This is a genomic window from Microbacterium sp. NPDC090003 (assembly GCF_044748385.1).
Lineage (GTDB): Bacteria > Actinomycetota > Actinomycetes > Actinomycetales > Microbacteriaceae > Microbacterium.
Genome location: NZ_JBIVFW010000001.1, coordinates 17,159 through 44,126, shown reverse-complemented (window position 1 = coordinate 44,126; position 26,968 = coordinate 17,159). Strand labels below are relative to the sequence as shown.

Annotated in this window: 24 protein-coding genes and 1 tRNA gene; 9 read left to right on the top strand and 16 right to left on the bottom strand. The window is 69.5% G+C overall.

Annotation, left to right across the window (positions count from 1 at the left end; all coding sequences use genetic code 11):
* Nucleotides 1-36 precede the first annotated feature (36 nt).
* Nucleotides 37-507, bottom strand: a complete 471-nt coding sequence (locus ACIPVN_RS00205) for a prepilin peptidase (protein WP_400438035.1) — start codon at nucleotides 505-507, stop codon at nucleotides 37-39.
* Between the two features lie 153 nt (nucleotides 508-660).
* Between ACIPVN_RS00205 and ACIPVN_RS00200 the strand changes: the two genes are divergently transcribed.
* From ACIPVN_RS00200 to ACIPVN_RS00190, 3 genes are read left to right on the top strand one after another with little or no spacing between them, the layout of a single operon-like run.
* Nucleotides 661-1,425: a hypothetical protein gene (locus ACIPVN_RS00200; protein ID WP_400438033.1), complete on the top strand. Its 765-nt coding sequence runs from the start codon at nucleotides 661-663 to the stop codon at nucleotides 1,423-1,425.
* Nucleotides 1,422-2,960, top strand: a complete 1,539-nt coding sequence (locus tag ACIPVN_RS00195; protein WP_400438031.1) for a DNA polymerase Y family protein — start codon at nucleotides 1,422-1,424, stop codon at nucleotides 2,958-2,960. The genes ACIPVN_RS00200 and ACIPVN_RS00195 overlap by 4 nt, the downstream gene beginning before the upstream one ends.
* Nucleotides 2,960-6,409 carry an error-prone DNA polymerase gene (locus tag ACIPVN_RS00190; RefSeq protein ID WP_400443265.1) on the top strand — a complete coding sequence of 1,150 codons (3,450 nt, stop codon included), beginning with the start codon at nucleotides 2,960-2,962 and terminating at the stop codon, nucleotides 6,407-6,409. Before ACIPVN_RS00195 ends, ACIPVN_RS00190 begins: the two co-directional genes overlap by 1 nt.
* Before the next feature lie 27 nt (nucleotides 6,410-6,436).
* Here the strand turns inward: ACIPVN_RS00190 and ACIPVN_RS00185 are convergent, their stop codons facing one another.
* Together ACIPVN_RS00185 and ACIPVN_RS00180 are read right to left on the bottom strand one after the other, a co-directional pair.
* The gene (locus ACIPVN_RS00185) at nucleotides 6,437-6,826 is read right to left on the bottom strand and encodes a hypothetical protein (protein ID WP_400438029.1); all 390 of its coding nucleotides are present in this window, start codon (nucleotides 6,824-6,826) and stop codon (nucleotides 6,437-6,439) included.
* 257 nt (nucleotides 6,827-7,083) lie between these two features.
* Entirely contained in the window at nucleotides 7,084-8,808 is a 1,725-nt protein-coding gene (locus tag ACIPVN_RS00180) for a long-chain-fatty-acid--CoA ligase (protein WP_400438027.1), read from the bottom strand.
* Nucleotides 8,809-9,020: 212 nt separating this feature from the next.
* Between ACIPVN_RS00180 and ACIPVN_RS00175 the strand changes: the two genes are divergently transcribed.
* A complete protein-coding gene (locus ACIPVN_RS00175; RefSeq protein WP_400438025.1) occupies nucleotides 9,021-10,181 on the top strand; it encodes an ice-binding family protein in 1,161 nt (386 codons plus the stop codon).
* 358 nt (nucleotides 10,182-10,539) lie between these two features.
* Entirely contained in the window at nucleotides 10,540-12,090 is a 1,551-nt protein-coding gene (locus ACIPVN_RS00170) for a hypothetical protein (RefSeq protein WP_400438023.1), read from the top strand.
* A 93-nt stretch (nucleotides 12,091-12,183) separates the two neighbouring features.
* Here the strand turns inward: ACIPVN_RS00170 and ACIPVN_RS00165 are convergent.
* Nucleotides 12,184-12,260 (bottom strand) — tRNA-Pro (locus tag ACIPVN_RS00165).
* 107 nt (nucleotides 12,261-12,367) lie between these two features.
* Between ACIPVN_RS00165 and ACIPVN_RS00160 the strand changes: the two genes are divergently transcribed.
* The 4 genes from ACIPVN_RS00160 to ACIPVN_RS00145 all read left to right on the top strand — a co-directional run bounded on the left by ACIPVN_RS00160 (nucleotide 12,368) and on the right by ACIPVN_RS00145 (nucleotide 14,567).
* Nucleotides 12,368-12,979, top strand: a complete 612-nt coding sequence (locus tag ACIPVN_RS00160; protein WP_400438021.1) for a GNAT family N-acetyltransferase — start codon at nucleotides 12,368-12,370, stop codon at nucleotides 12,977-12,979.
* Between the two features lie 9 nt (nucleotides 12,980-12,988).
* On the top strand, nucleotides 12,989-13,444 hold the full coding sequence (locus ACIPVN_RS00155) for a hypothetical protein (RefSeq protein ID WP_400438019.1): 456 nt from the start codon (nucleotides 12,989-12,991) through the stop codon (nucleotides 13,442-13,444).
* 68 nt (nucleotides 13,445-13,512) lie between these two features.
* Nucleotides 13,513-14,184: a lysoplasmalogenase family protein gene (locus ACIPVN_RS00150; RefSeq protein WP_400438017.1), complete on the top strand. Its 672-nt coding sequence runs from the start codon at nucleotides 13,513-13,515 to the stop codon at nucleotides 14,182-14,184.
* Entirely contained in the window at nucleotides 14,181-14,567 is a 387-nt protein-coding gene (locus ACIPVN_RS00145; protein WP_400438015.1) for an RNA-binding S4 domain-containing protein, read from the top strand. Before ACIPVN_RS00150 ends, ACIPVN_RS00145 begins: the two co-directional genes overlap by 4 nt.
* Nucleotides 14,568-14,600: 33 nt before the next feature.
* Here ACIPVN_RS00145 and ACIPVN_RS00140 read toward each other — a convergent pair whose 3' ends face one another.
* From ACIPVN_RS00140 to ACIPVN_RS00085, 12 genes are all read right to left on the bottom strand, one after another.
* A complete protein-coding gene (locus ACIPVN_RS00140) occupies nucleotides 14,601-15,494 on the bottom strand; it encodes an NUDIX domain-containing protein (RefSeq protein WP_400438013.1) in 894 nt (297 codons plus the stop codon).
* Nucleotides 15,495-15,601: 107 nt separating this feature from the next.
* The gene (gene der, locus ACIPVN_RS00135) at nucleotides 15,602-17,074 is read right to left on the bottom strand and encodes a ribosome biogenesis GTPase Der (RefSeq protein WP_247624674.1); all 1,473 of its coding nucleotides are present in this window, start codon (nucleotides 17,072-17,074) and stop codon (nucleotides 15,602-15,604) included.
* Nucleotides 17,075-17,114: 40 nt separating this feature from the next.
* Nucleotides 17,115-17,831 (bottom strand): (d)CMP kinase, encoded by a 717-nt coding sequence (cmk, locus tag ACIPVN_RS00130; RefSeq protein WP_400438011.1) that lies wholly within the window; start codon nucleotides 17,829-17,831, stop codon nucleotides 17,115-17,117.
* Entirely contained in the window at nucleotides 17,824-18,969 is a 1,146-nt protein-coding gene (locus ACIPVN_RS00125) for a prephenate dehydrogenase (protein WP_400443263.1), read from the bottom strand. Before ACIPVN_RS00125 ends, cmk begins: the two co-directional genes overlap by 8 nt.
* Before the next feature lie 23 nt (nucleotides 18,970-18,992).
* Nucleotides 18,993-19,781, bottom strand: coding sequence for a pseudouridine synthase (locus ACIPVN_RS00120; RefSeq protein WP_247622042.1), 789 nt, complete (start codon nucleotides 19,779-19,781; stop codon nucleotides 18,993-18,995).
* A complete protein-coding gene (gene scpB, locus ACIPVN_RS00115) occupies nucleotides 19,778-20,413 on the bottom strand; it encodes an SMC-Scp complex subunit ScpB (RefSeq protein ID WP_400438009.1) in 636 nt (211 codons plus the stop codon). Before scpB ends, ACIPVN_RS00120 begins: the two co-directional genes overlap by 4 nt.
* Nucleotides 20,403-21,308, bottom strand: coding sequence for a segregation and condensation protein A (locus ACIPVN_RS00110; RefSeq protein WP_400438007.1), 906 nt, complete (start codon nucleotides 21,306-21,308; stop codon nucleotides 20,403-20,405). Before ACIPVN_RS00110 ends, scpB begins: the two co-directional genes overlap by 11 nt.
* On the bottom strand, nucleotides 21,292-22,125 hold the full coding sequence (locus tag ACIPVN_RS00105; RefSeq protein ID WP_400443261.1) for a ParA family protein: 834 nt from the start codon (nucleotides 22,123-22,125) through the stop codon (nucleotides 21,292-21,294). The genes ACIPVN_RS00110 and ACIPVN_RS00105 overlap by 17 nt, the downstream gene beginning before the upstream one ends.
* A gap of 108 nt (nucleotides 22,126-22,233) precedes the next feature.
* Nucleotides 22,234-23,580, bottom strand: a complete 1,347-nt coding sequence (locus ACIPVN_RS00100) for an ABC transporter permease (protein ID WP_400438005.1) — start codon at nucleotides 23,578-23,580, stop codon at nucleotides 22,234-22,236.
* A complete protein-coding gene (locus ACIPVN_RS00095; protein WP_247622039.1) occupies nucleotides 23,577-24,257 on the bottom strand; it encodes an ABC transporter ATP-binding protein in 681 nt (226 codons plus the stop codon). Before ACIPVN_RS00095 ends, ACIPVN_RS00100 begins: the two co-directional genes overlap by 4 nt.
* Entirely contained in the window at nucleotides 24,254-25,909 is a 1,656-nt protein-coding gene (locus ACIPVN_RS00090) for a hypothetical protein (RefSeq protein ID WP_400438002.1), read from the bottom strand. The genes ACIPVN_RS00095 and ACIPVN_RS00090 overlap by 4 nt, the downstream gene beginning before the upstream one ends.
* On the bottom strand, nucleotides 25,909-26,925 hold the full coding sequence (locus tag ACIPVN_RS00085) for a hypothetical protein (RefSeq protein WP_400438000.1): 1,017 nt from the start codon (nucleotides 26,923-26,925) through the stop codon (nucleotides 25,909-25,911). The genes ACIPVN_RS00090 and ACIPVN_RS00085 overlap by 1 nt, the downstream gene beginning before the upstream one ends.
* Nucleotides 26,926-26,968: the final 43 nt, after the last annotated feature.

Sequence of the window (26,968 nt, the reverse complement as noted above, 5' to 3'; positions counted from 1 at the left end):
GCTCCGACGTTCGGGCGGAGAATCGGCGGGTCCGGGTCAGACCGCGAGGACGCCGAGCACCGCGCCGACGATCATCCAGGGGCCGAAGGCGATGCGCGTGGTCCGATCGGCCCGTCGGAGCGCCATGAGTCCCACGGCGTACAGCGCGCCGAGGACGAAGGCGGATGCCGCGCCCACGGCGAGTGCCGTCCATCCGTGCCAGGCCAGCACCAGGCCGATCACGGCCGCGAGCTTCACATCGCCCCCGCCCATGCCCGAGCGGCTCAGGAGGCGCAGCAGTGCGTAGAAGCCGCCGAGCACGATCATGCCCAGGAGCGCACGGATCGACGGCGCCCTGTCGCCGGTCGCGAGCGCATCGACGAGTGCGAGCAGCAGGAGTCCCCCGAGGGTCGGGAGCACGATGCGATCGGGAAGGCGGTGGGTGCGCGCATCGATGACGAGCAGCCACCCGCCGATGCCGAGCAGCACGAGGTGGACGAGCCCGACGAGGGCGAAGCGCGTATCCATCCCGAAAGGCTAGGAGATTCCGGCCCTGCCCCGCGGGGCGCTGTGGATAACCCGACGGCCGGCACCCGCCGCCGGAGCCGCAATGTCCCATGTACGAATTACTCTCGATTCCACTACTTGATATATTCGAATATTCGTTCGAGGATGGAGATCATGGGGATCGGGCTCGATGCGGTGACCGCGCTCTCTCCGAACAGCGATGCGCGTGCGGGAGAGGTGCTTCGCCTGCGCCGTGAGATCAGTCGGATGCAGCGCCGCCGCAGCGACCAGGCGGTGCTCCCCCTCGACCCCGCCCTCTCGTCCATCCTCCCCGACGAAGGACTCCTCGCCGGCACCGCGTACACGCTCTCCCCCTCACCGAGTCTCGTCCTCGCCCTGCTGAGCGCGGCCTCGCAGAAGGGGCACTGGTGCGCCGTCGTCGGCATGCCGACGCTCGGCGTCGAAGCGGCCGCGGGCTTCGGCATCGATCTCGACCGGCTGATCCTGGTGCCCGATCCCGGCGATCGCTGGTTCGCCGCGACCTCCGCCCTCGCCGAGGTCGTGCCCCTGATCGCCGTGCACCCCGGAACACGGCTGCGCGACGCCGACGTCTCCCGGCTGAGCGCCCGACTGCGCGATCGTGGCACCACGCTGCTCGTCACCGGCGTCTGGCCGCAGAGCGAAGGGTCCATCCGCGTGCACGACCCGCAGTGGAACGGTCTCGGGGCGGGCTGGGGGCTGCTATCCGACCGCACGGTGACCGTGACAGCGCAGACCCGCCGACGCCCGCTCGCGTCCAGCGTCCGCGTGCGACTGCCCGGGCGCGACGGCGCACTCGAGTCCGTGACGACCGAGCTCACCGCACTCCCTGCTCTGCCCGCGCGCACGCAGAGCCATGCCCCGGCGCCCGAGCTCCTCCGTTGGGCGGAAGCCGGATGAACGCCCCTCTCCGCGTCCTGGTGCTGTGGTTCCCCGACTGGCCGCTGCGCGCCGCGCTGGGCGACGCGCTCCCGCACCCGCCGACGGCTCTCATGCATGCGAACACCGTCGTCGCCTGCACCGCCTCAGCCCGCGAACACGGAGTGCGGGTCGGGCAGCGCCGGCGCGAGGCGCAGGGACGCCTCTCCTCCCTGCGCGTGCTCCCCCACGACCCCGACCGCGACGAGCGTGCTTTCCTCCCCGTGCTGCAGCTCATCGAGGAGCACGCCCCCGGCGTCACACTGCTGCGTCCGGGACTCGCGGTGCTCCGTGCCCGCGGGATCTCCCGCTATCACGGCGGAGAGGAGGCAGCCGCGGGCTGGCTCGTGTCGCGGCTCACGGAAGCGGGGTTCCCCGAGGTGCGCATCGGCGTCGGCGACGGCCCCTTCACCGCCGAGACCGCCGCCCGCGGGCCTCAGCGCTGCACCGTCGTACCGCCGGGCGAGGCCCGGGAGTTCCTCGCGCCGTTCCCCGTGCAGGTGCTGCGCGACGAGCAGATCACCGGTCTTCTCCTCCGACTTGGCGTCCGCACGCTCGGAGAGTTCGCCGCCCTCGACCCCGTCGACGTGCGCGATCGCTTCGGCGAGCGCGGCGCCCGTCTCCGGGCGCTGGCCGCCGGCGCGGACTCGCAGCGACTCGAGCCCCGTCCTCCCGACCCCGAACTGATGCGGAGCGTGGAGTTCGAGACCCCGCTGGGCGGCGCGGATCAGGTGGCCTTCGCGGTGCGGCAGACGGCCGACGCGGTGATGCTCGCGCTGGGCGAGGCATCCGTCGTCTGCACCGAGGTGCGCATCGACCTGACCGACGACAACGGGCAGGTGTTCTCCCGACCGTGGCTGCACCCCTCGTGCTTCGACGCCTCCGACCTGGTCGACCGGGTCCGCTGGCAGCTGGAGGCGCTGGCGGCGCAGTCCGCGAAGGATCCGGTCGATGAGGCGCGGGCGTTCGGCGGTATCTCGGCAGTCCGAATCGTGCCGGTCGCGGTCGATGACGCCGCTCACCACCAGCCGGGGCTCTTCGGCTCCGGCACGGACGAGCGCCTGCACCACGCCGTGTCCCGCGTGCAGACGATGCTGGGGCACGAGGGCGTGGTCACCGCCGCGCTCGCCGGCGGGCGGTGGCTCGCCGACCGCCAGGTGCTCACTCCGTGGGGAGAACGCGCGGTCGCTCCGCGCGACTCCGCCTCCCCCTGGCCCGGGAGCCTTCCCGATCCGCTTCCCGCCGAGGTCTTCCGCCCGCCCCGTCCCCTCGGGGTCACCGGAGCCGACGGCGCCGCGATCCGCATCGATGAACGCGGCGCGCTCTCCTCCGACCCCGCGTTCATCGACGGCACCGCCGTGCACGCCTGGGCAGGACCCTGGCCCGTGCACGAGCGCCGCTGGGCCTCGGGCGGAGGCAAGAGGGGGCACCGCTTCCAGGTCGTCGACGATCGGGATCGCGCCTGGCTGGTGTTCTGCGCCGGTGGACGCTGGTGGGCCGAGGGACGGTACCGCTGATGGGCTTCCACAATCCGCCGCTGAAGTGGGGGGAGCTGGCGCGCACCCTGAGCGGAGAGCCACCGAGCGCCGAGCCCTCCGGCACACGTGCCGATCCCGGACCGGTGAGCAGGCGACGCAAGAGCATCCCCCCCTCGTCCGTGCCGCGCCCCGAGGATGCCGTTCCCTACGCCGAACTGCACGCCCACTCCTCGTACTCGTTCCTCGACGGCGCCTCCTCCCCCGAGGCGCTCCTGATCGAGGCGGAGCGCCTCGGACTCAGCGCCCTCGCGCTCACCGACCACGACGGGTTCTACGGGGCCGCGCGTTTCGCCGAGGCCGCCGAGCTCATGGACGTCCGGCTGCAGACCGTCTTCGGAGCCGAACTGTCGCTCGATCTCCCGGCCCCGCAGCGCGGCACTCCCGATCCCGCGGGCGAGCACCTGCTCGTCCTCGCCCGGGGGATGGAGGGCTACCACCGGCTCTCCGGCGTCATCACCGCCGCGCAGCTCCGCGGCGGCGAGAAGGGGCGCCCCGTCTACGACCTCGACGAGCTCGCGGCGAGCGCCGGAGGCCATTGGACCATCCTGACCGGATGCCGCAAGGGTGCGGTGCGTCAGGGGCTCGAACGCGGTGACGCCCGGGAGCCGTTGCAGCATCTCGTCGACCTCTTCGGCGCAGAGCACGTCGCCGTCGAGCTCTTCGACCACGGGGACCCGCTCGACACCCGCCGCAACGACGTGCTCGCGGAGCTGGCGGGGCGGATGCACCTCCCCGTCGTCGCGACGAACAACGTGCACTACGCCGCCCCTCAGCAGGCACCGCTCGCCGAGGCCGTCGCCGCGGTCCGGGCGGTGCGCAGCATGGACGAGCTCGACGGATGGCTGCCCGCGCACGGTGGCGCTCATCTGCGCAGCGGCGCCGAGATGACGGCGCGATTCCGGCGATACCCCGGAGCCATCTCCTCGGGGCTCGAGCTGGCGTCGGCATCCGCCTTTCCCCTGCGTCTCGCCCGCCCGGCCCTCCCCCGGCAGAAGGTCCCGGAGGGGCACACCCCGATGAGCTGGCTGCGGCGGCTCGTGTGGGAGGCCGTGCCCTCGAAGTACCCCCGCATCGATGACGCCGGGCGGAGCCGGATCGAACGCGAGTTGAACGTGATCGAGGAGAAGGACTTCCCCGGCTACTTCCTCATCGTGCACGGCATCGTCGCCGAGGCCCGCCGCCGCGGCATCCTCTGCCAGGGGCGCGGGTCGGCCGCGGCGAGCGCGGTCTGCTACCTGTTGGGGATCACCGCCGTCGACCCCATCCTGTACGGGTTGCCCTTCGAGAGGTTCCTCGCCACCACCCGCCAGGAGGAGCCCGACATCGACGTCGACTTCGACTCGCGGCGCCGGGAGGAGATCATCCAGTGGGTGTACGCCGAGTACGGCCGGGAGCGCGCCGCTCAGGTGGCGAACGTGATCCAGTACCGCCCGAAGAACGCCGTGCGCGACATGGCCAGAGCGCTCGGGCACTCCCCGGGACAGCAGGACTCGTGGTCGCGGCAGGTCGACGGCTGGGGCGCCGGGCTGGAACCCGCAGAGGGGCACGACATCCCCGAGAACGTCCTCGCTTACGCCGGCGAGTTGATGAAGGCGCCGCGCCATCTCGGCATCCATTCGGGCGGGATGGTGCTCACGGCACGTCCGGTCGGCGAGGTCGTTCCGGTCGAGCACGCTCGTATGGAGAACAGGACCGTCATCCAGTGGGACAAGGACGACGCGGCCTTCATGGGGCTGGTCAAGTTCGACCTGCTGGGTCTCGGGATGCTGGCGGCCCTGCAGCACTGCTTCGACCTGATCCACGAGGCGACGGGAGAGCTCTGGACGCTCGAGTCCCTGCCCAAGGAGGAGCCCGGCGTCTACGACATGCTCTGCCGCGCCGACTCGATCGGTGTCTTCCAGGTGGAGTCCCGGGCACAGATCGGGCTGCTGCCCCGGTTGCAACCGCGGAGCTTCTACGACCTCGCGATCCAGATCGCCCTCATTCGTCCGGGCCCCATCCAGGGCGGCGCGGTGCACCCGTTCGTGCAGCGCAAGATGGCCAAGGACAGGGTCGACGAGGAGAACCGGGAACGCGCGGCCCGCGGTGAGGCGCCCGTCGACTTCCCGATCCCCTATCCGCATGCGGATCTCGAGCCGATCCTGAAGCGCACCCTGGGCATCCCGATCTTCCAGGAGCAGTTGATCCAGATGGCGACCGCGGTCGGCGACTGCACCGCCGACGAGGCCGACCTGCTCCGTCGTGCGATGGGATCCAAGCGCGGCCTGGAGAAGATCGAGAAGGTGCGCGAGAAGCTCTATGCGGGCATGGCACGCCGTGGACTCGACGAGGCGGCGTCCGATCGCATCTACGCGCAGATCCAGGCGTTCGCGAACTTCGGCTTCGCGGAGTCGCACTCGCTGTCGTTCGCCCTTCTGGTGTACGCCAGCTCCTGGCTGAAGCTGCACTACCCCGCGGCCTTCCTCGCCGGTCTCCTGCGTTCGCAGCCGATGGGTTTCTACTCCGCGGCGACCCTGACGGCGGATGCTCGTCGGCATGGCGTGGAGGTGCGGCGACCCGATCTGCAGGTCTCCGGCGCGACCGAGACACTCGAGCCGCTCACCGGAACAGAGGGCCGGATGCCGACGGGACGCGACTCCTGCCGCGACGTGCCCCAGCCGCCGACGCTGCGCTTCGACCGCGATGCCCCGGACGAATCCGATGCCCACCGTCGTGACGGCGGCTACGCCGTGCGGATGGGGCTCAGCGGAGTGCGTGGGATCGGTGTGCCGATGGCCGAGCGGATCGTCGCGGAACGCGAGGCGCACGGCCCATATCGCGATCTGAACGATCTCGTGCGGCGCACGGATGCCACGGCCGCACAGCTCGAGGCGCTCGCGACCGCCGGGGCGTTCGCCTGCCTCGGGCTGGAGCGCCGTGAAGCCATCTGGCTCGCGGGCGCGGCGGCCGATGACCGCTCCCGCTTCCTGCCGGGGACGAGCGTGTCCGTACAGCCGCCGCTGTTCGCCGATCAGAGCAGCTACGAGCGCCTCTCGGCCGATCTGTGGGCCACCGGGGTCTCGACCGACGACCACCCGATGCTGCACTTCCGCTCGGCGCTGGGCGAGCGCGGCGTGCTCACCTCCGCCGATCTGCGCACCCACGAGACGGGCCGACGCGTCGAGGTCGCCGGCCTCGTGACCCATCGCCAGCGACCGGCGACCGCGGCGGGCGTGACCTTCGTGAATCTCGAGGATGAGACGGGACTCGTCAACATCATCTGCTCGGCGGGTGTCTGGAACCGCTACCGCCGGGTCGCTCGGGATTCCCCCGCGCTGATCATCCGGGGCATTCTCGAACGATCCGAGGAGGGGGTCATCAACGTTCTCGCGGACGCCTTCGACGACCTGCGCACCGGCCTCTCCCACCACTCGCGGGACTTCCGATGAGCATCGGTGAGCCCCCGCTCGCAGCCCTCACCAGAAGCGCTCGGACTCCTCGACGGGTGGCGGACGATCCGACCCGCCCCAACGGTCGGCCTCGGCCTTGGCGGCATCGGCCGCGGCATCCGCCTCGCGCAGCGCGACCTTCGCGCCGACCGGACCCGGCCCGCGGGCATCCACGCGCAGATCGGTGCGGGATCCGGTCGACGACACGCTGATCGTGCAGTCCAGCACCCTGCCCAGCCAGCGCACCTCATCGAGGCCGGCAGCCTCCTCGACGAGCCGATAGCGGATGTTCGTCTCGAGATCACGGACGGCGATCGCGAGCGTCTCGCCACTGAGCGGATCGAGTTGCTCGGTCACCTCGACGCGGTGGCCCTGCGCGATGGCGACCTGCCCCGGAAAAACGATCGACCTGTCCATGACTCCACCTTAGGAAGCATCCGCTCGGGGCGGTAGAGACCCCGGAAAATCAGGACTTTCAAAAAAGTTTGTCCCCCAAATGGCGGACAAGACATTTTCGGGATATTCTGATATGCGTAGCGGGGGCTACAGGGCTGAGGACTGGGGAATCAGCCCGAGAGAGAGCAGCGAGTTTTCATCGCCGCCTCCCCACCGTCCGGGACGGACGGTGAAGCCCTCTCGAGAAGACCTGCGTGGGGCAGAGGACTCGAGAGGGCTCATCCCCCGTCGCGCTCGTTCTCCTTCTGGAGCATCCGCTGACGGACATCCTTCCGCAGGACCTTTCCGATCAGCGATCGGGGCAGATCGTCCATCGGAACGATCCGACGCGGAACCTTGTAGGCCGCGAGCCGGGTCCGGCAGTAGTCGCGGAGCGCCTCCATCCCGACCGCCGCCGAGGCGTGCAGCACGACCGCGGCCGCGACCATCTCGGCTCCATCGCCGCGCGGGAGCGACACGACCGCAGCGTCCTCCACATCCGGATGCGAGCGCAGCGCCTCCTCGACCTCGCTGGGCGAGACGTTGAAGCCGCCCGTGATGATGAGCTCCTTGCGGCGATCGACCACCGTCACGAAGCCGTCCTCCGACACCGTGACGATGTCTCCGGTGCGCACCCAGCCGCCCGGAAGCAGGGTCTCGGCGGTCTCCTCCGGCCGCCCCCAGTAGCCCGAGAACACCTGCGGCCCGTGGATGAGCAGTTCGCCGGGCTCTCCCGGTGCGACCTCGACCTGAACGTCATCGGGATCGACCACGCGGATGGTCGTGCTCGGGAACGGGACGCCGACGGTACCGGGTCGCCGCGTCGGCCCGACGGGGTTGCCGAGGGCGACGGGCGAGGTCTCGGTCATCCCGTATCCCTCCACGAGGAGGCCGCCGGTCGCCTCCTCCCAACGCGCGACCGTCGACACGGGCAGGCTCATCGCCCCCGAGATCGCGAAGCGCACGCTCGAGAGATCGAGTCCGTCACGGGATGCCGCCCGCGTCAGACGGTCGTAGATCGGCGGCACCGCGGGAAGGAAGGTGGGGGGCGACTTGCGCACAGCCGTCGAGACCAGCCCCACGTCGAACGTCGGGAAGAGCACGAGCTTGGCGCCGATGCCCATCGCGAACGTCAGGCAGAGCGTCATCCCGTAGGCATGGAACAGCGGCAGCACTCCGTAGACCGTCTCCTCACCCTCACGAAGACCGGGCAGCCAGGCGCGTCCCTGCATCGCGTTCGCGCGGAGGTTGCGGTGGGTGAGCATCGCTCCCTTGGGCTCGCCCGTGGTTCCGCTCGTGTACTGGAGCAGGGCGATGTCATCGAGCTCGGGACCGGGTGCTCGCCGCGCGAGTGGCCGGGAGCGCTCGATGCTCTCCCACTCGCGGATGCCGCGGCCCCGCGGCGCCTTGGCGGTCAACGCCGCGCGTGCGTCGCGTGCACGTCGGACCGGCAGACGCAGCGCGAGGCGCTGCGTGGCAGGCATCGCCCGCGTCAGGTCGACGGTGAGGATGTGCGCCGGACGCACGTCGGACGGGAAGGCCGCGACGGTGTCGGCGACCTTGTTCCAGACGATCGCGAAGCTCGCGCCGTGATCCTCGAACTGGTGCCGCAGCTCGCGCGGCGTGTAGAGCGGGTTGTGCTCGACGACGATCGCGCCGATCCGCAGCGCCGCGTAGAAAGCGATGACGTGCTGCGGGCAGTTGGGAAGGACCAGGGCGACCCGGTCGCCCTTTCGCACCCCGAGGGTCTTGAGACCGGCAGCCGCACGCCGCACACGCTCGTCGAGATCGGCGTAGCTGGTCCGTGCCCCGAAGAACTCCAGCGCCGTGCGCTTCGCGTGCTTCTTGGCGCTCTGGCGGAGCATTTCCGGGAGGGTCTGGGTCACCTCGTCGATCTCGTGCGGAACGCCCTCGGCGTACGCGTTCAGCCAGGGCTTGGCCTCGGACAGCGGTGTGTGGTCCATGGGGTCCTCCTCGGCACGGGCGCCGTGCCGCTCAGTCTAGGAGCGGGAGGAATGCGGATGCTGAGTGCCCACCTGCCCGTCGGGCGAAGGTCACGATTGAGTCGTCAGTCGAGCGCAAATCGGGAACATCGGTATATCGGTGATAGACAGACGAGAGGTGCCGACCTGTTGACCGCTGTCGATGACGAGCCCTCCCGAACGGAAGGAACGTCGTGTTCCGGATTCGAAAACCTGCCCTCCTCCTCGCCGCGACGGCCGCTACGGTCCTCCTCCTCGCCTCGCCCGGCGCGGCATCCGCCGACACGACGATCGATGGCCCGATCGACCTCGGCACGGCCACGCCCTTCGTTGTTCTGGCGGCCTCTGCCGTGACCAACACCGGGCCGTCGGTGCTCGACGGCGATCTCGGACTGAGCCCGCAGACCTCGATCACCGGCTTTCCGCCGGGAACCGTGACCGGCACCGTGCATCAGACCGACGCGGTCGCGGCTCAGGCGCAGGCCGATCTGACGACGGCGTACGACGTCGCCGCGGGCCTGACGCCGACGACGTCCGGGCTCGGCGATCTCACGGGCGCATCGCTGACTCCTGGCGTGTACTCGGGAGGAGAGCTCTCCCTCTCTGGAGCGCTGACCCTCGAGGGCACGGCCGAATCCGTCTGGATCTTCCAGGCCGCGTCGACGCTGACGATCGGGACCGGCGCCACCATCACCCTCACCGGCGGTGCAAGCGCCTGCAACGTGTTCTGGCAGGTGGGATCGTCCGCCACCATCGGCTCGGCGGCGCAGTTCATCGGCACCGTCATGGCCGACGTCTCGGTCACGGCGGAGACAGCCGCGACCGTGGAGGGCCGTCTGCTGGCACGCACCGGGGCCGTGACGCTCGATGACAACGTCATCGTCGTACCGAGCGGCTGCTCGGCTCCCGGCACCGTGAGCACCAGCCCTGAGGTCACCTCCGGCGCCCCGGCGAACGGCGGGACCGACGTGGACTACTCGCACACGATCACCGCCACCGGCACCCCGGCTCCGACGTACGCGATCGGCGAGGGCTCGCTGCCTCCCGGACTCGCGCTCGACGGGATCACCGGCGTCATCAGCGGAACGCCGACTACTCCAGGAACCTTCCCCTTCACCGTGGTGGTGAGCAACGGCACCGCGCCCGACGTCGTGGTCGCCTACGAGATCACGATCGAACCCGCGGTGGTCGCGGTACCTCCGGCGGCGCCGGGCTCCGGCTCACCCCAGGAATCGGGCGCACCGGAACTGGCGGAGAGCGGACTCGATCTCGGCGGCGGGTTGTGGGCCGCCACGGCATTGCTTCTCGGCGGGATCGCGCTCTTGCTCCGGAGCCAGTCACGCCGTGAGGGCTGACACTGCCGCTGCTTCCCCCGCGGCGCATAGCTGGTCTATGACGTCACGTCAAGGGAAAGCAGCGATCGGATGGAAAAGCTAACCTGGTTAGACAACGAGTCGTAGACGCGACTCCGCGTCGGTCGAACCAGGCGGCACAACCGGATACTCTCTCGGGTCCGAGCGTTCCAATCGGGGGTGGGTACGCTTGCGGACCTTCTCGCTCGACTTCGCCGGCCCCTCATCTCGGGCGATGAGGGGCCGGATCGTTTTCCCCTCGGCTCATCATCTTCGCAACTCGCGAGATCCATGCACATCGATATACCTGTGTGTATCCTGAGCGCGAGGCTCCATGGCGGAGCCCGTTCAGGGGAGAAGCATGCGCAATCGCGTACGTATTGCGGCGATATCCGTCGCGCTCGTCATCATCGGCTCCGCAACACCGACCGTCGCTCTGGCCGCGCCTCCGGCGGGCCAGCAGGTCCTCGTGTCGGATCTGCTCAACGAGCTCAGGGTGGAGGTGACTTCCGGGCCGGCGTACAACCGCGACTTCTTCTTCGAGGGGCAGGACCTCGATGCTAACGGATGCCGAACGCGCCAAGAAGTACTCATCGAGGAGTCCCAGGTTCCGGCCGTCGTCGTCGAGGGCTGCGACGTCGTGAGCGGCCAGTGGCTCTCGACCTACGACAACGTGCTGCACGTCGACCCGGCGGCGGTGGAGATGGACCACCTCGTCGCGTTGAAGGAAGCCTGGGTCTCCGGCGCATGGACGTGGACCGACGCGCAGCGCACGGCGTTCTCGAACGACACCGGTGACGCGCGATCGCTGAACATGGTGACCGCGTCCGTCAACACCGCCAAATCCGACAAGGATCCGGCCGGGTGGTTGCCGACGACCTCGCTCCCCGCTGCGCGCTGCACCTACGTCTCCGACTGGGTCGCGGTGAAGTGGCGGTGGAACCTCTCCATCGATCAGGCCGAGAAGTCCGCCGTGCAGAACGTGCTCGCGGGATGCGGGCCGCAGACGACTATCGTCCCGACGATTCCGGACGACCGCCCGGCCACACCGGCATCGCCGACCGATTACTACATCACGAAGTACGACGGGACGATCTGGGCGGTCACGGGAGCCACCATCACCGCCCTCACCTTCGCGCAGTGGCAGGCAGCCGGCACGCCCACTCCTCGGCCGGCGCCGACGAGCTACGTCAAGTACGCGTGGTCACCCACCATCAGCGCCGTCACGATCTTCGGCACCGACAAGTCGCGCTGGATCTGGAAGCACGTGAGCGCCGCCGAATGGAAGAAGGCGGGCAACCCGAAGCCGCGCAACGCCGGGTGGATCGAAGGCTCGACCTACTACCAGTGGGCGGGCTCGTCGCAGATCTTCGTGCAAGACGTCGGGCGCACGAAGCACGCGCTGACCGGGGCGGAATGGGCGGCATCCGGCAACCAGCCGTTCGAGAAGCGCCCCAATCAGGGATTCGTGAAACTCTCCTGGAACTCCAGCATCGCTTTCCTGACCGACTACGCCCAGGGGCTCGGCACACCGATCACCGCTGCGCGATGGAAGGCGGAGGGCAACCCGACGCCGGTCGTGCGCACGAGGTTCCCGAACGACCAGGTCTGGCAGAACTACGGCAGCAGCACGATCTACTACTCCGGACCGACGGTCTCGAAGGCACTCACGGCCGCCGAGTACAGGGCGATGGGATCGCCCCGTCCCGAGATGCGGGGTACTCCCCCGAAGCCGACCACTCCCCCGAAGCCGACAGCGCCGCCGCGTCCGAACTTCGACAAGAACTGCCCGGACTACCCGTCGCAGGCGGCGGCCCAGGCAGATTTCAACAAGTACTACCCGTGGTACGGCGACGTTTTCCGGCTGGACGGCAACAACGACGGCCGGGCCTGCGAGTCGTACTTCGAGTGAGCCGAGGGGGCTCGCCGGCGGATGCCGGCGGGCCCCTCGACGCACGAAAAAGCCCCGGAGATCCGCATCGTTCTGCGATCTCCGGGGCTTATCTGGTCGGGCTGACAGGATTTGAACCTGCGACCCCTTGACCCCCAGTCAAGTGCGCTACCAAGCTGCGCCACAGCCCGTTGTTCTGCACTCTCGCGCAGGCAACTCATCCATCTTAGCCTGACGCCGGGGCCTCCGCGAACCACCGGCGTTGCGAGTGTCGGATGCCCGGCGTAACGTGCCGCGCATGACCACGATCACGACCGAGCCGGCCACGATCGCCCGGTGGAGCGACGTGCAGCACGCGCTGACCGGCGGCGGCGACGGTGCCAGCTGTCAGTGCATCTGGCCGATGCTGCGCAGCAAAGACTGGAACGAGACGAGCACGCCCGAGCGCACGACGATGCTCCGCGACGAGATCTCCTCCGGTCCTGCCCCGGGCCTCGTCGCGTACGTCGACGGTGAGGCCGCCGGATGGATCCGCATCGGACCGAGAACGGTGCAGCGCCGACTGGAACACACCCGTGCGATCGCCGCCGCAACGGAGGAGCCGTTCGACGACGACTTGGTCTGGGCCGTGACCTGCTTCGTCGTGCGACGCGAGCACCGGGGCCGGGGCCTCAACGGCACCCTGCTCCGAGCGGCCATCGACTACGCCCGCACCGCAGGCGCCCGCCTGATCGAGGGGTATCCCGTCGACACCGGTGGCACGAAGCAGCATGCGAACGAGCTGTTCCACGGCATGCTCACGACCTTCCTCGCAGAGGGATTTCGCCCGCGCGGCGAACTGAAGCCCGGCCGGCCGCTCGTGGTCCTCGACCTCGCGCATGAACGTCCACGCCCCCGCGCCGACCGGTAGCGTGAAGACATGAGCGACGAGCATCCGATCATCGACGACGCCGTACTCGGCACCTTCACCCGGGCGACGACCGAACTCACCGACGGCACGGTGCTCACCCACGATTGGTACGGCGGATCGCTCGCGCGAGACGATTCCTCGGTAGAGCTCATGCTCGAGGGGACGTCGGCCGAGGAGTCCCGCGAACGACTCCCCCGACTCCGCGCCGTCGTCGCCGACATCGACTCAATTCAGCGCCGCGCATCCGATGCGGTGGTCACCGCCTTCAGCCAGGGCGATCCTGAACCCCACGAGCTCGACGACGCGGCATCCGACCTGGCGCTCGAAGCGATCGAGGCGGCCTCCGACGGCACGATCGTGCTCCACCTGACCGACACCTGCGGCACGCACTTTCCCGAGGGCTACTGGCCCGCGGTCCACCTCGACGATGACGACACCATCACGCACGTCACCGTCGAATCCTGAGCCGTCCGAATCCTGAGCCGTCGAATCCTGAGCCGATCATCGACCCGCAGCGACTCTACGATGGGGAAATGCACCGACGCGTCCTCTCCCCCGCGCTGGTGTGGGCCTTCACGCCCTATGTCGTCGTGTCGATCACACACGTCATCCTTCTCGCCATCGAAAGCCCGGCGGTAGGCCCGACGAAGATCCTGCTGATGCCGCTGCTCGCCGTGCCGGTGATCCCGACTGCGCGACGACTGGGCTCTCGGCCAACCACGTTCCTCATCGCCGCCGCGCTGATGTTCTCCTGGCTGGGCGACAGCGCAGGTGCTTTCTTCCCCGCGCTTCCCGAACTGCCGCTGATGCTCGCGTTCTTCGGCCTCGCGCACCTCGCCTACATCGCTCTCTTCCTCCGCTTCCTCGCCCAGCGACGGATGCCGTGGTGGACGCTGATCTACGCAATCTGGTGGATCGCGATGCTCATCGTCCTCGGGCCGCACACCGACGGGCTCCTCCTCGCGCTGGCCCTCTACGGCGTCGTCCTCGCCGGCACGGCTGCCACCTCCGCGCGCAGCACGCCGACGATCGCCGTGGGCGGAGCGTTCTTCCTCACGAGCGATACGATCCTCGCCTTCCGCCTTTTCCTCCCCGAAGCCGTCTACCCCTGGGGGAGCCCCGCCGTGATGCTCACCTACACTCTCGGACAGGGCCTCCTCATCGCCGGCGTCCTCGCCGCTCTCACCCGCAGGAGAACGTCATGAGCCCCACCGCACGCGTCGACAGCTGGCTCTGGGCGGTGCGCGTCTACAAGACCCGCTCCGCGGCGACCACGGCATGCCGCGCGGGGCATGTGCGCGTCAACGGCGACAAGGTGAAGGCAGCCCAGGCCATCAAGATCGGTGATGAGGTGCGCATCCGGATCTCCGGATTCGACCGCATCCTGTTCGTGCGGCAGTTGCTGGTCAAGCGCGTCGGCGCACCCCTCGCTGCCGTGGCCTACGACGACCGCACGCCCGAGCGCGAGCCGCAGGCGGCACTCGGCCTCCGCGACCGCGGCGCCGGACGCCCCACCAAACGCGAACGCCGGGAGATCGATCGCCTGCACGCACGGTCCGAACGCGGATCGGACGACTTCCTCCGCTGAAGTTTCGCACTGCGAGCACGCAGGAGGGAACGTTCAGAGCCGCTCGAGCAACCACCCGGCCGAGCGCACCTGCGCCGGCTCGGTCCGCCGGATGCGATCTGCGAGCTCGCGGTCGCTCGTGATTCCGAAGACGTTCGCTCCGGAATCGACCCGCTTTTCTACCTCGGCGACGATCGCGTCATCACCGGCGGCATCCGCGCGCACGATCGACACACCCTGTGGGTGCGCGTCGAGCGCCCGTGCCTGCCCCTCGACGACGAGCGACACCTCCGGGAACCACTCGGTGCCACCGATGCCCAGCTCGGAGGCGGGGACTCCAAGACCGTCCAGCCGCCCGGCCAGTCGCTCGGCCGCATCGACACGATCCTTCCACCACCCGTCGGGAACGGATCCGACCACGTTGGCCGCATCCACGACGAGCGCCACGCGCTCTTCGAGAAGGCGGCGCAGCTCCGGCCAGGACCGGGCGAAGCCGGGATGCAGCGGCCGCGAATCCACGTCCTCGAGCGCTACCCATTCGAGCGCCACGCTCTCGGGATCGCTGATCACCGGCTCGAACGGCGTCTGCACATCGGCGACGACGGTCGTGTACGACCAGATCTCGAGGTCGAGCACGCTCGTGAATCGCGGGCGAACAGCGCCGTCGGGCACGCCCGCTTCTTCCTGCGCTTCGCGCAGCGCGCCCACGATCGAACTCTCCCCCTCGTGCAGCGCGCCACCCGGAAGCCCCCACGTGCCACCGAAATGGCTCCACGCGACCCGGTGCTGCAGCAGCACCCCGCGCTCGGCATCCACGGCCAACAGCCCGGCAGCGCCGAAGCGTCCCCAGTACCGCTCTCCGGAGTCGGCGACGACCCAGGCGTCCCCGGGATCGCGCGGGCCCTCCGGGCGGCGCGGCTCGCCGAAGGTGGGGGGAACGATCGTCACCCCTCCACCCTGTCACAGCATCGGGCGGACGGCATCGGATCGGTCACACAACGAAAACAGCGGGCGCACCCCGGGAAGGGGTGCGCCCGCTCTGACCACTGGATCGATCAGCGCTGGCGCTTCTCGCGCACGCGCATGTTGATCACGATCGGGGTTCCCTCGAAGGAGTACAGCTCGCGCAGACGACGCTGGATGAATCGGCGGTACCCCGGGTCGAGGAATCCCGTCGTGAACAGCACGAACGTCGGCGGACGCGTCGACGCCTGCGTCCCGAAGAGGATGCGCGGCTGCTTTCCGCCGCGCAGCGGGTGCGGGTGCTCGGCCACGAGCTCGGCGAGGAACGCGTTGAACTTGCCGGTGGGGATGCGTCGATCCCAGTTCTCCAGCGACGTCTCGAGCGCGGGCACGAGCTTGTCGAGGTGACGGCCGGTCTTCGCCGAGATGTTCACGCGCGGCGCCCAGGCGACGTGCGCGAGGTCCTGCTCGATCTCGCGCTCGAGGTAGCGACGACGGTCGGCGTTCTCGAGGTCGTCGTCATTGAGACGATCCCACTTGTTGAACGCCAGCACGAGCGCGCGACCCGACTCGAGCACCAGGTCGATGATGCGTACGTCCTGCTCGCTGATCGTCTCCGAGACGTCGAGCACGACCACGGCGACCTCGGCCTTCTCGAGAGCGGCCGAGGTGCGCAGCGACGCATAGAAGTCGGCGCCCTGCGCCATGTGCACGCGTCGACGGATGCCGGCGGTGTCGACCAGCGTCCACAGCTTGCCCCCCAGCTCGACGATCTCGTCGACCGGGTCGCGGGTGGTACCGGCGAGGTCGTTGACCACGACGCGCTCCTCGCCAGCGGCCTTGTTGAGCAGCGACGACTTGCCGACGTTCGGACGGCCGAGGATCGCGACGCGACGCGGCCCGCCGATCTCGGCCTTGGCGACGGCGGAGACCTCGGGCAACTTCTTCAGCACCTCGTCGAGCAGGTCGGCCACGCCACGACCGTGGATCGCCGAGACCGGGTGCGGCTCACCGAGACCGAGGTTCCAGAGAGCCGCGGCCTCGGGCTCCTGGCGCGCGTCGTCGATCTTGTTGGCGACGAGGAAGACCGGCTTGCCGCTCTTGCGCAGCAGCTTCACGACGTGCTCGTCGGTCGATGTGGCACCGACCATCGCGTCGACGACGAACAGCACGACGTCGGAGAGATCGATCGCGACCTCGGCCTGCGCGGCGACGGAGCGGTCGATGCCACGGGCATCCGGCTCCCATCCTCCGGTGTCGACGAGGGTGAAGCGGCGATCCGCCCACTCCGCCTTGTAGGTGACGCGGTCGCGGGTGACGCCGGGGGTGTCCTCGACGACGGCCTCGCGGCGACCGAGGATGCGGTTCACGAGCTGGGACTTGCCCACGTTCGGGCGCCCGACGATCGCGACGACGGGCAGGGCGGGCAGGAACTGGATCCCGTCCTCGCCCAGTTCGACGCCGGCGAGGAGGGCCGCGTCCTCGTCGTCGAGCTCGTAGTCGGCGAGGCCTGCGCGCAGCGTCTCGGCGCGCTGCTCGGCGAGGTGCTCGTCGAGCTCCTCCATCTTCTCGGCGAGACGGTCAGGGCCGCCTTCGTATTCTTCGTCAGCCACGGTGTGCTCCTCGGAGTCGTTCGATCACCGTGAGGACGGCATCGATGGTCTGGGGGAAATCGAGCTCCGTCGAGTCGACGACCTCGACGCCGTCCGCGGCGTTGAGGAAGTCGACGACGGCGCTGTCGGAGGCGTCGCGCTTGTGCAGAGCAGCGGCGACGGCCTCCGCGTTCTCGCCGGCGAGTTCACCGGCTCGGCGTGCGGCCCGCACTTCGGGGGCCGCGGTCAGCAGGATGCGGACGGGCGCGTCGGGGGCGACGACCGTCGTGATGTCGCGCCCTTCGACGACGACGGCCGGATACGGCGCCTCCGCGACGAGCGAGCGGAAGAGATCGTTGACCTGGGCCCGCACGGCGGGCACGCGAGCGACGCCGCTCACGGCACCGGACACCCGCGGTTCGCGGATCGCGTCGGTGATGTCGACGTCGCCGACACGCACGGTGCGGTCGTCGGGATCGAGCCCGAGACGTACCGGGAAGTCGGATGCCGCGGCGAGCACCGCATCGGCATCCGCCGTGTCGGCGCCCCGGTCGAGCACATGCCAGGCGAGCGCCCGGTAGGCGGACCCGGTGTCGAGGTACCCGAAGCCGAGTCGCCGCGCGACCGCCTTCGACACGCTCGACTTGCCGGAACCTGCGGGGCCGTCGATCGCGATGAAGTCCACGGCCGAGGTGTCGGCGGCGGACCGGTCGAGAGAGGTGTCAGTCATTGGTGTTCCCCGCAATCCGCCATCCACGTTCTTGAAGACCCGAGATCGCGCCGTGCAGCGAGGCAGGTTCGACGCTGATCTCGGCGAGGCCGAACTGCGCGCCCGGCGAGTGCTCGAGACGAAGGTCCTCGACGTTGACGCCGAGCTCGCCGAGCTCTCCGAACAGACGGCCGAGCTGACCGGGGGTGTCGTCGATCATCACGACGAGCGATTCGAAGCGCCGGTTCTGGCCGTGCTTGCCGGGGAGCCGGTCGACGCCGTCGTTGCCCTGGCGGATCGCCTCCGCGACGACACGACGGGCGCCCGCGGCGCCGGGGTCGCGCAGGGCGTCCGACACCTCCCGCAGGTCGGCGGCCAGCGAATCGAGGATCTCGACGACGGGTCCCGCGTTCGCGCCGAGGATCTGCACCCATAGCTCGGGGGCGGATGCCGCGATGCGGGTCGTGTCGCGGACGCCCTGCCCGGACAACCGGAGGGAACCCTCATCGGCCTCGGCCAGGCGCCCGGCGAGCAGGCTCGCGACCACCTGCGGAACGTGCGAGGTGAGAGCGACCGAGCGATCGTGCTCCTCCGGGGTCATCTCCAGGGGCATGGCGCCGACGTCGAGGGCGAGCGCCTCCACGAGAGCGAGGTCGGCGGCGGAGGTGTCGGCGTCACGGCACACGACCCAGGGGCGTCCGATGAACAGGTCGGCGCGCGCGGAGATGGCTCCCCCGCGCTCGCGTCCGGCCAGCGGATGCGAACCGATGTAGCGAGCGAGATCGACACCGCGTTCCTGCAGCTCGCGGAACGGCTCGAGCTTCACGCTGGCGACATCGGTGACGACGGCATCCGGATACTGAGCGAGCTCGGCCTGGACGACGTCGGCCGTCACGTCCGGAGGCACGGCGACCACGATGAGGGTGGGACGATCGTCGCCTGCGGCGAGGCGGCCGGCGCCGTAGTCGACGGCGAGACGCAGCTGCGCGGGCGACGAGTCCGTCAGGACGACGTCGATGCCTTTCGCGCGGAGCGCATGTCCGACGCTCGCGCCGAGGAGTCCGGCACCCACGACGCGGACGGTCCCCGACAGTCGAGGGGCGACCGCCGATCGCTCGGATCCCGGACGACGAGCAGCGTCGACGGACGTCGATCGCACGCTGGACGCGCTGGACGTGTCGGTCACTCGTTCTCCTGTTGCTCGCCTGGCGCCGAGGCGACACCGGAATCACGGCGCGACAGAGTGAGCAGCGCGCCGAGTTCGATTTTACCCAGTTCGCGGGACTTTCCTGCCGGGAGCGTTCCCAGGTGGAGCGGCCCGAACTGACGACGCACCAGTTCGGTGACCGGGTGGCCCACCGCGGCCATCATGCGACGCACGATGCGGTTGCGGCCGGAGTGCAGCGTGAGCTCGACGAGGCTCGATCCGCGCGACGTGTCGAGGAGACGGGCCTTGTCGGCGCGGATGTGCCCGTCTTCGAGGTCGAACCCGGCGGTCAGCTTCGCGATCGTCTGCGCCGTGACGGTTCCCTCCACCTTGGCGATGTACACCTTGGTGACTCCGAACGACGGGTGGGCGAGCACGTGGGCGAGCTCCCCGTCATTCGTGAGGATGAGCAGCCCGCTGGTCTCGGCGTCCAGGCGACCGACGTTGTAGAGGCGTTCCTCGTACTGGTCGGTGAAGCGGCGCAGGTCGGGCCGCCCGCTCTCGTCGCGCATGCTGCTGACGACGCCGGTGGGCTTGTTGAGCATGACATAGCGCTTCGAGACATCGAGCTGGATCGCCGTGCCGTCGACGTCGACCAGATCCGTCTCGGGGTCGATGCGTCGTCCGAGCTCGCTCACGACCTCGCCGTTCACCCGGATGCGACCCGCGACGATGTACTCCTCGACGACACGTCGGGAGGCCACGCCGGCCGCAGCGAGCACCTTCTGCAGGCGGACGCCCTGCGGCGCTTCGGAATCGGTCATCGGATGGTCCCTTCGTCGAACCCATCGGCACCGTCGTCGAGCAGCGGAGAGATGGGAGGCAGCTCGTCGAGCGAGTTGATGCCGAGGTGCTGGAGCAGCGCCTCGGTCGTGCCGTAGTTGATGGCGCCGGTCTCGGAGTCGGCGAACAGTTCGGTGATCAGGCCGCGGGCGAGCAGGGTGCGCACGACCGAGTCGACGTTCACGGCGCGGATCGATGCGACCTGGCTGCGGGTGACGGGCTGCTTGTAGGCGATCACGGCGAGGGTCTCGAGCGCGGCCTGCGACAGTCGCGCCGGCGCCTGCCCGCCGACGAACTCGGCGATCAGGTCATCGTGGTCCTCACGTACGTAGAGGCGCCACCCCCCACCGACCTCGCGCAGCTCGAAGCCGCGCCGTGGACCCTGTCCGCGGCCGTCGTAGTCATCGACCAGCGTCTCGAGCGACTGCCGAACGGCGGGCACGGGCGATCCGACCGCGGCGGCGAGGGCCACGAGTCCGATCGGCTCGTCGACGATGAGCAGGATCGCCTCGATGCGCTCCGACAGGGGCGTCGACGGCGTCTGCTCGATCTCGGCGGCGCTCGTGGTCTCGGCGCGGCTCCCGGTCTCGGCGGCGGTCACGTCATCGGTCATAGTCGGCCCCCAGGCTCGCGAGTGTCTCGTCCGACCAGGAGTCGGCGGCCCAGCGCAGCGTGAGCTCGCCGAGCGGTTCCAGTTGTTCGAAGGAGAGTGCCGCGTGCCGATAGAGCTCGAGCACCGAGATGAACCGCGCGACGACGATCCCGGGTTCGCTGACGCCTGCGACGAGCTCGCGGAAGCTCAGGGACTCCGTGCCGCGCAGCAGCGTCACGACGATCGCCGCCTGCTCGCGGATGCTCACCAGCGGTGCATGCAGATGATCGAGGCCGACGTGCGGGATCTCCTTCGGAGCGAACGCGAGGAGCGCGAGCGCGGCGAAATCGTCGGCGGTGAGCGACCAGACGAGCTCGGGCGTCTTGCGGCGGTGCTTCTCGTCGAGCCGCACCGCTCGCACGTGCCGGCGGTCCTCACGCTGGAGGCAGCGCGAGAACCAGGCCGATACCTCCTTGAAGGCGCGGTACTGCAGCAGACGCGCGAAGAGCAGGTCTCGTGCCTCGAGCAACGCGACGGCCTCGGCATCCACCAGTTCGCCCTGCGGCAGCAGCCCCGCCACTTTCATGTCGAGGAGCGTCGCCGCGACCACGAGGAATTCGGAGGCCTGGTCGAGCTCCTCGTCGCCGTCGAGCTCTCGCAGATAGGCGATGAACTCGTTGGTGACCGCGCTCAGCGAGACCTCGGTGATGTCCATCTCATGCTTCGAGATGAGGTTCAGGAGCAGGTCGAAGGGCCCGTCGAAGTTCGACAGCGAGACGCGGAACCCGGGATCGGCTGCCGGCTGATCGATGACGGCGGCCGCGGTTTCGGGCGCGAGGGACGCGCCTTCCGGAGCAGGCGCGGTGCCGTCGGGCGCGAGGGTGGCGTCGAACTCGGAATCAGGCGACGGCGCCACGGGCGACCAGCTCCCGCGCCAGTCGCAGATACGCCTGTGCGGCGGCGTGCTCCGGCGCGAACTCGGTGATGGGGACGCCCGACACCGATGCATCGGGGAACTTCACGGTGCGACCGATCACGGTCTCGAGCACGTCGTCGCCGAACGCCTCGACGACACGTTCGAGGACCTCACGCGAGTGCAGCGTGCGCGGGTCGTACATCGTCGCGAGCAGGCCGTCCATCGTGATCGAGGGGTTGAGCCGGTCGCGCACCTTGTCGATCGTCTCGATCAGGAGCGCGACACCGCGCAGCGCGAAGAACTCGCACTCGAGCGGGATGATGACGCCGTGCGCCGCGGTGAGGGCGTTCACCGTCAGCAGGCCGAGCGACGGCTGGCAGTCGACGAGGATGACGTCGTACTCCCCCGCGACCTGGCGCAGCACGCGGGCGAGGATCGTCTCGCGGGCGACCTCGTTCACGAGGTGCACCTCGGCGGCCGACAGATCGATGTTCGCGGGCAGGACATCGAGGTTCTCGACGCTGGAGTGGACGATCGCATCGTTCGCGTCGCGCTTGGTGTCGAGCAGCAGGTCGTAGATCGTCGGCACGTCGTGCGTCTGGATGCCCAGGCCGGCGGAGAGCGCACCCTGCGGGTCGAAGTCGACCGCGAGCACCTTGCGCCCGTACTCGGCGAGGGCCGCGGCGAGGTTGATCGTCGTCGTCGTCTTGCCGACGCCGCCCTTCTGGTTGCACAGCGCGATGATCCTCGCCGGACCGTGTGAGGCCAGTGGCTCGGGTGTGTCGAACCCGTGATAGGGCCGTCCGGTGGGTCCCATGGGTGTCTCGTCGACCTTCTTGGCCGTCGCCCTGGACTTCGCCGCTTTCTCCGCCACCGGTTCTCCTGCTCCTTCGTGCTTGCTCGATTCTAGCGGTCGCCCTCTCCCTCACACGCCGCGCAACGCGGCGACCGGCTCGATGCGTGCGGCGCGCCGTGCCGGATACCAGCCCGAGCCCCATCCGACCAGCGCCCCCAGGAAGATCCCGGCGACGGCGATCAGCGGATCGGTGACGGGCGACCACCCCTGCACAGCGGCGACCACGATGACCGCGACGACCCCGAGGGCCGAACCGATGATCCCCCCGATGAAGCCGATCACGATCGACTCGACCATGAACTGTCCGCCGATCTGACGGCGCGTCGCACCCAGGGCCCGACGGAGGCCGATCTCACCGATGCGCTCCATGACCGAGAGCAGGGTGACGTTCGCGATCCCGAGACCGCCGGCGAGGAGCGCGATGATCCCGAGGATGAGGAAGACGACGTTCACATCGGCCTGCACGTTCTGACTGAGGTCGGAGGATGCCGCCGGCGCGCGCGCGTCCAGTGATTCCGGGTCGTCGGGCTGGAGCGCGATCACCGACTGCTCGGCGACCTGGGGCCCCGCGCCGACCACGATGTGGATCGCCAGTTCCGACGGCGCGGCCAGTCCGAAGTCCGCTCGCGCCGCTCCCTGGGGGATGATCACCCCGTCGACGAACTCGGAGCGCCTCTCCATCCCGTCGATGATGCCGATGACGGAATACGACACGCCGGCGATGAAGATCGATGGCTGGGAATCGACGCGGTTGATACCCATCCGCTCCGCGGCGCGCTGGCCGAGGACGGCGACACGATCACCCCGCTGGTCGTGACCGTCGTCGAAGAAGCGTCCCGTCACGAGTTCCCCGTCGACGGCAGCCGGGAGGTCCTGGGTCGTCGCGAACAGCTTCGGCGAGGCGGTGATCGCGGCCGAGGGATCGTTCACCGGCACGGCCGTGATCGTCTCGCCATCGGCGAGTTCGACGTCGGCGATGAGAGCTGCACTGTCGACACCGGCGAGGAGTTTCACGCGCTCCGGGGCGTCCCAGGGCAGGCGTCCGGCCGCGACGGTCGTGTTCTCCCGGCCGGACTGCGCTTTCGCCGGCGTGACGACGACCTGCGTCGCCGCGACGCCGTCGAACTGCGCGGCGATCTGCGCCGCCGCCGTCTGGGCGAAGCCGAGCGTCGCGACCAGCGAAGCGATGCCGAGCACGGTTCCGAGGATCGTCATCACCAGACGCGCGGGTCGAGATCCGATGTCGGCCGTCGCCTCGGCGACCAGATCCTGGAACGTGAATCGATCGGCATGTCTCACCGATGGCAGGAGCGCGGTGGCGGCGTTCTCGGGAACCGCCTCATCGGCGGTCTCGCTCTCTGCCGGGTCATTCGTCGGCCCGGCATCCGTGTGCCGACGCCGCAACAGGCGCATCACAGCTCGCTCAATCGGCCGTCGGAGATGCGGATGCTCCGCCCGGCGCGGCGCGCGACCGCATCGTCATGCGTGATGACGATGAGCGTGAGGCCGTCGGCGTTGAGCTCCTCGAAGAGCTCCATGACCTCACCGGACGTGCGCTGGTCGAGGTTGCCCGTCGGCTCGTCGGCCAGCAGCAGCTGCGGACCGCTGACGACCGCGCGCGCCACGGCGACGCGCTGCCGTTCGCCGCCCGACAGCGAGTTCGGGAAGAAGTCGATGCGGTGGCCGAGGCCCACGCGGGAGAGCGCCTCGCGCGCCCGTTCCTCCCGCTCGCGCCGCGGCACGCCGCTGTAGAGCATCGGCATGAGCACGTTGTCGAGCACGCTGCGTCGAGGAAGCAGATGGAACGACTGGAAGACGAAGCCGATGAATCGGGCCCGCACCGCCGCGCGCTCGTCATCCGACAGGTCTCCGGTCAGCGATCCTGCCAACCGGTACTCCCCCACGCTGGGCCGGTCGAGCAGCCCGAGCAGATTGAGCATGGTCGACTTGCCGGATCCGCTGGGCCCGACGATCGAGATGTAGTCCCCCGCCGCCACGCTCAGCGTGGCCGCCTTCAGCGCCTGGACCTCGGGCGGACCGGGAAACGAACGCGTCACGTCACGGAGCTCGACCAGCGGCGGCGCGGCCGTCACCGGCCCACCACCACGAGATCGCCCTCGTCGAGTTCGCCCTCGACCGGGGTCACCTCGACGGCGCCCTTGGCCGCGAGGCCCGGCTCGACGACGACGAGGCGAGTCGTGGCGTCCTCGCCCTCCCGGGGATCGGACTCGACCACCTCGACGCGCGACTCGCCACCGGGTCCGGCGGTGAGCGCCGCGAGCGGCACCGAGAGCACATCGCCGTCCGTGGCTCCGACGGCGATCTTGACGCGGACGTTGCTTCCCTGGAGCTGGCTGATCTGCTCGGGGGTGAGCGGGTCCGGCTCGAGGATCACCGACCACCGCGCGCTGCTGTCCTTCCCCTCCTTGAGCGTCGCGATCACGGCACGGTGCTCGGTGCCGTCGGGCAGCTCGAACGTCGCCTCGGCTCCCGCCGCGAGCAGGCGGGCATCGGCCTCGGCCGCCGCGCCGGTGAGACGAACGGTCGCGCCGGAGACGGTCATCGCTGCGCCCTCGACGATCGAGCCGCGCTGCACGTTCACGGCGTCCACTCGACGCGGAAGTTCGGTGAGGTAGAGCACCTCGCTGGCCGGCAGGAAGGGAAGCGCTTTCTGGCGCGCCTCCTCGAGCGCCTCGTTCGCCGAGGTCACCGCGGCGCGTGCGCTCTCCAGAGCGGAGGCTTCGCTGCTCGTGTCCCGCGGCGCCCAGATCGCATCCCGCTCGAGCTGCGCCGTGTGCAGGGCCCGCTCCGCGGCAGGGACCCCTTCGCCGGCCGCGCGTGCAGCGTCGAGTGCCTCGACGGCGGTCTGCACGGCGACATCCGCCTGGAAGGCTTCGACCGGGGTCGGACCCGCTCCCGCAGCATTCAAGGACTTCTCCGCGTCGGCGACCCCGGACTGCGCGGAGCGAACTGCCTCCTCGGCCGATCGCACAGCATCAGCGGTTCCCTCTTCGGATTCCGGCACCGGATACCCGGCCTGCGCGTAGAGCTGCGCGATGCCATCGGCGGTGGCCTGGTCGAACATGTTGGAGTTCACGTCGCCCGCGCCGATCCCCACACTCTCAAGAGCCTGCTTGAGCTGCAGCACGTCCGGCCCCGACACGCCGAAACGCAGTGTGCGGTACGCCGGAAGCTCTCCCGGCAGCACGATCACCGGGCGTCCGACGATCTCGAGCGCGACCGACAGCGGCTCGAGCGTGGCACCCACCTCTGGCGTCTTCCCGGTCACGACGGCGCCGCCGGTGAGCGCGGAGGTATCGATCTTCACGTCGACGGCATCCGCGTATCCGACGTCCGCCCGCAGCGTGACGTCGTTGCTCAACGGACCGAACTCCACCGGCGCGGTCACGAGACCGGGCTCGGGCGCGTCCGCGCTCGACGCATCGGGCGAGAGCAGGAAGCGCCCGACCAGCAGCCCCGCCACCAGACACAGCACCGCGCCGAGTGCCACGATCCAGAGGGTGCGGTTACCCCGGAGCACACGCCCCCACCCGCTCACCCGCGAGGTATCGGTCGTCTCCGGAGCATCCTCGACGGTGCCCGCGGCGGAATCCGCGCTCTCGCCGTCCGGTCCGTCGATCAGGTCGGTGAACGTCGTCGTCTCCGCCGTGGCAGAGTTCTCCCCCGCCCCGGCGTCGCTTCCCTCTGCGGGGATGTTCGTCGTCGGGGTCTCGTCGCCGCGCATCACTTGCTCTGCTCGGCGGCGGCCTTGAAGGCGTCGAGGTCGGCCTTGTTCGCGGCGATGAACTTCTCCTCCAGCGCGAACTGGATCTCCATCGACTTCTTCGTGAAGGACGTCTTCTCTCGGCATTCGAGATCGACGAGGGCGAGGGCGATCTCACGCTCACCCAGTTCCTTCATCTCGGGGCTCTCGCTGGGGTCGACGAAATCGGGCGAGTCGAGGTCGACCTGCTCGGAGCCGTCACCGTAGGCCGCGTCGTAGAGCGCGTTCTGGTCGTCGATGATCGACTGGCCGGCATCGATCTGCTTCTCGAAGCCGGGCTCACCCTTCTCGGCCATGCAAGAGGCCCACTCCGCGTTCAACTCAGCGAGCTCGGGAGCATCCTGCGACGTCGTCCACAGCTCTTCCATGTTGGCGCGCAGCTCGGCGAACTCCTCGGCCTGCCACGGGTCATCGCCTTCGAGTTCGTGCTGAGCCCAGCCCTGGCATCCGGCCGTCTCCCAGTCGTACTCGTAGCTGCCGTCCTCCGACATCTCGGACTCCTCCTGCGGCGGGCCGTACAGCACCTCGTAGAACGCCGTCTGCTCCGACTCCGACAGCGACGAGACATAGTCCGCGTTCGGGTCGACGTACTCCTGGTCGGTGGGACCCTCGTCCTCCTGCTCGGCGAACGGGCTGTTGACGTAGCCGTAGCCGTACTTCTCGACCCACTCGCGCTTGTCCGGCTCCCACTCGCCGCCGTCGCTGGTCATCACGCCGCCGCTGCTGGTGTTCGGGACGTACTCGAAGCCCTCCTCCGACATGCACTCCGAGATCAGCTCCTCGACCTTGACCTGCTGCTCGTCGAACTTCTTCTGCTGTTCCTCGGGAGACATGTCGCTGCCCCATGCCGCGGCGAGGTACTCGTTCAAAGGCGAGTCCTCGTAGGACAGCTCGTCGGAGGACGCGCCTCCGCAGCCCGAGAGGACGAGCACCATGGCGGTCGCCGCGAGCGCGGCGAGAGGAACGGTGGAACGCATGTGGGGACTCCTTTGTGCATCCGGCGAGTACCGGAATATCCCA

Bases quoted from the DNA above. Each gene is read 5' to 3' on its own strand.
- ACIPVN_RS00205 (WP_400438035.1), bottom strand. From the start codon at position 507: ATGGATACGCGCTTCGCCCTCGTCGGGCTCGTCCACCTCGTGCTGCTC.
- ACIPVN_RS00200 (WP_400438033.1), top strand. From the start codon at position 661: ATGGGGATCGGGCTCGATGCGGTGACCGCGCTCTCTCCGAACAGCGAT.
- ACIPVN_RS00195 (WP_400438031.1), top strand. From the start codon at position 1,422: ATGAACGCCCCTCTCCGCGTCCTGGTGCTGTGGTTCCCCGACTGGCCG.
- ACIPVN_RS00190 (WP_400443265.1), top strand. From the start codon at position 2,960: ATGGGCTTCCACAATCCGCCGCTGAAGTGGGGGGAGCTGGCGCGCACC.
- ACIPVN_RS00185 (WP_400438029.1), bottom strand. From the start codon at position 6,826: ATGGACAGGTCGATCGTTTTTCCGGGGCAGGTCGCCATCGCGCAGGGC.
- ACIPVN_RS00180 (WP_400438027.1), bottom strand. From the start codon at position 8,808: ATGGACCACACACCGCTGTCCGAGGCCAAGCCCTGGCTGAACGCGTAC.
- ACIPVN_RS00170 (WP_400438023.1), top strand. From the start codon at position 10,540: ATGCGCAATCGCGTACGTATTGCGGCGATATCCGTCGCGCTCGTCATC.
- ACIPVN_RS00160 (WP_400438021.1), top strand. From the start codon at position 12,368: ATGACCACGATCACGACCGAGCCGGCCACGATCGCCCGGTGGAGCGAC.
- ACIPVN_RS00155 (WP_400438019.1), top strand. From the start codon at position 12,989: ATGAGCGACGAGCATCCGATCATCGACGACGCCGTACTCGGCACCTTC.
- ACIPVN_RS00150 (WP_400438017.1), top strand. From the start codon at position 13,513: ATGCACCGACGCGTCCTCTCCCCCGCGCTGGTGTGGGCCTTCACGCCC.
- ACIPVN_RS00145 (WP_400438015.1), top strand. From the start codon at position 14,181: ATGAGCCCCACCGCACGCGTCGACAGCTGGCTCTGGGCGGTGCGCGTC.
- der (WP_247624674.1), bottom strand. From the start codon at position 17,074: ATGGAGGAGCTCGACGAGCACCTCGCCGAGCAGCGCGCCGAGACGCTG.
- cmk (WP_400438011.1), bottom strand. From the start codon at position 17,831: ATGACTGACACCTCTCTCGACCGGTCCGCCGCCGACACCTCGGCCGTG.
- ACIPVN_RS00120 (WP_247622042.1), bottom strand. From the start codon at position 19,781: ATGACCGATTCCGAAGCGCCGCAGGGCGTCCGCCTGCAGAAGGTGCTC.
- scpB (WP_400438009.1), bottom strand. From the start codon at position 20,413: ATGACCGATGACGTGACCGCCGCCGAGACCGGGAGCCGCGCCGAGACC.
- ACIPVN_RS00105 (WP_400443261.1), bottom strand. From the start codon at position 22,125: ATGGGACCCACCGGACGGCCCTATCACGGGTTCGACACACCCGAGCCA.
- ACIPVN_RS00090 (WP_400438002.1), bottom strand. From the start codon at position 25,909: ATGCGCGGCGACGAGACCCCGACGACGAACATCCCCGCAGAGGGAAGC.
- ACIPVN_RS00085 (WP_400438000.1), bottom strand. From the start codon at position 26,925: ATGCGTTCCACCGTTCCTCTCGCCGCGCTCGCGGCGACCGCCATGGTG.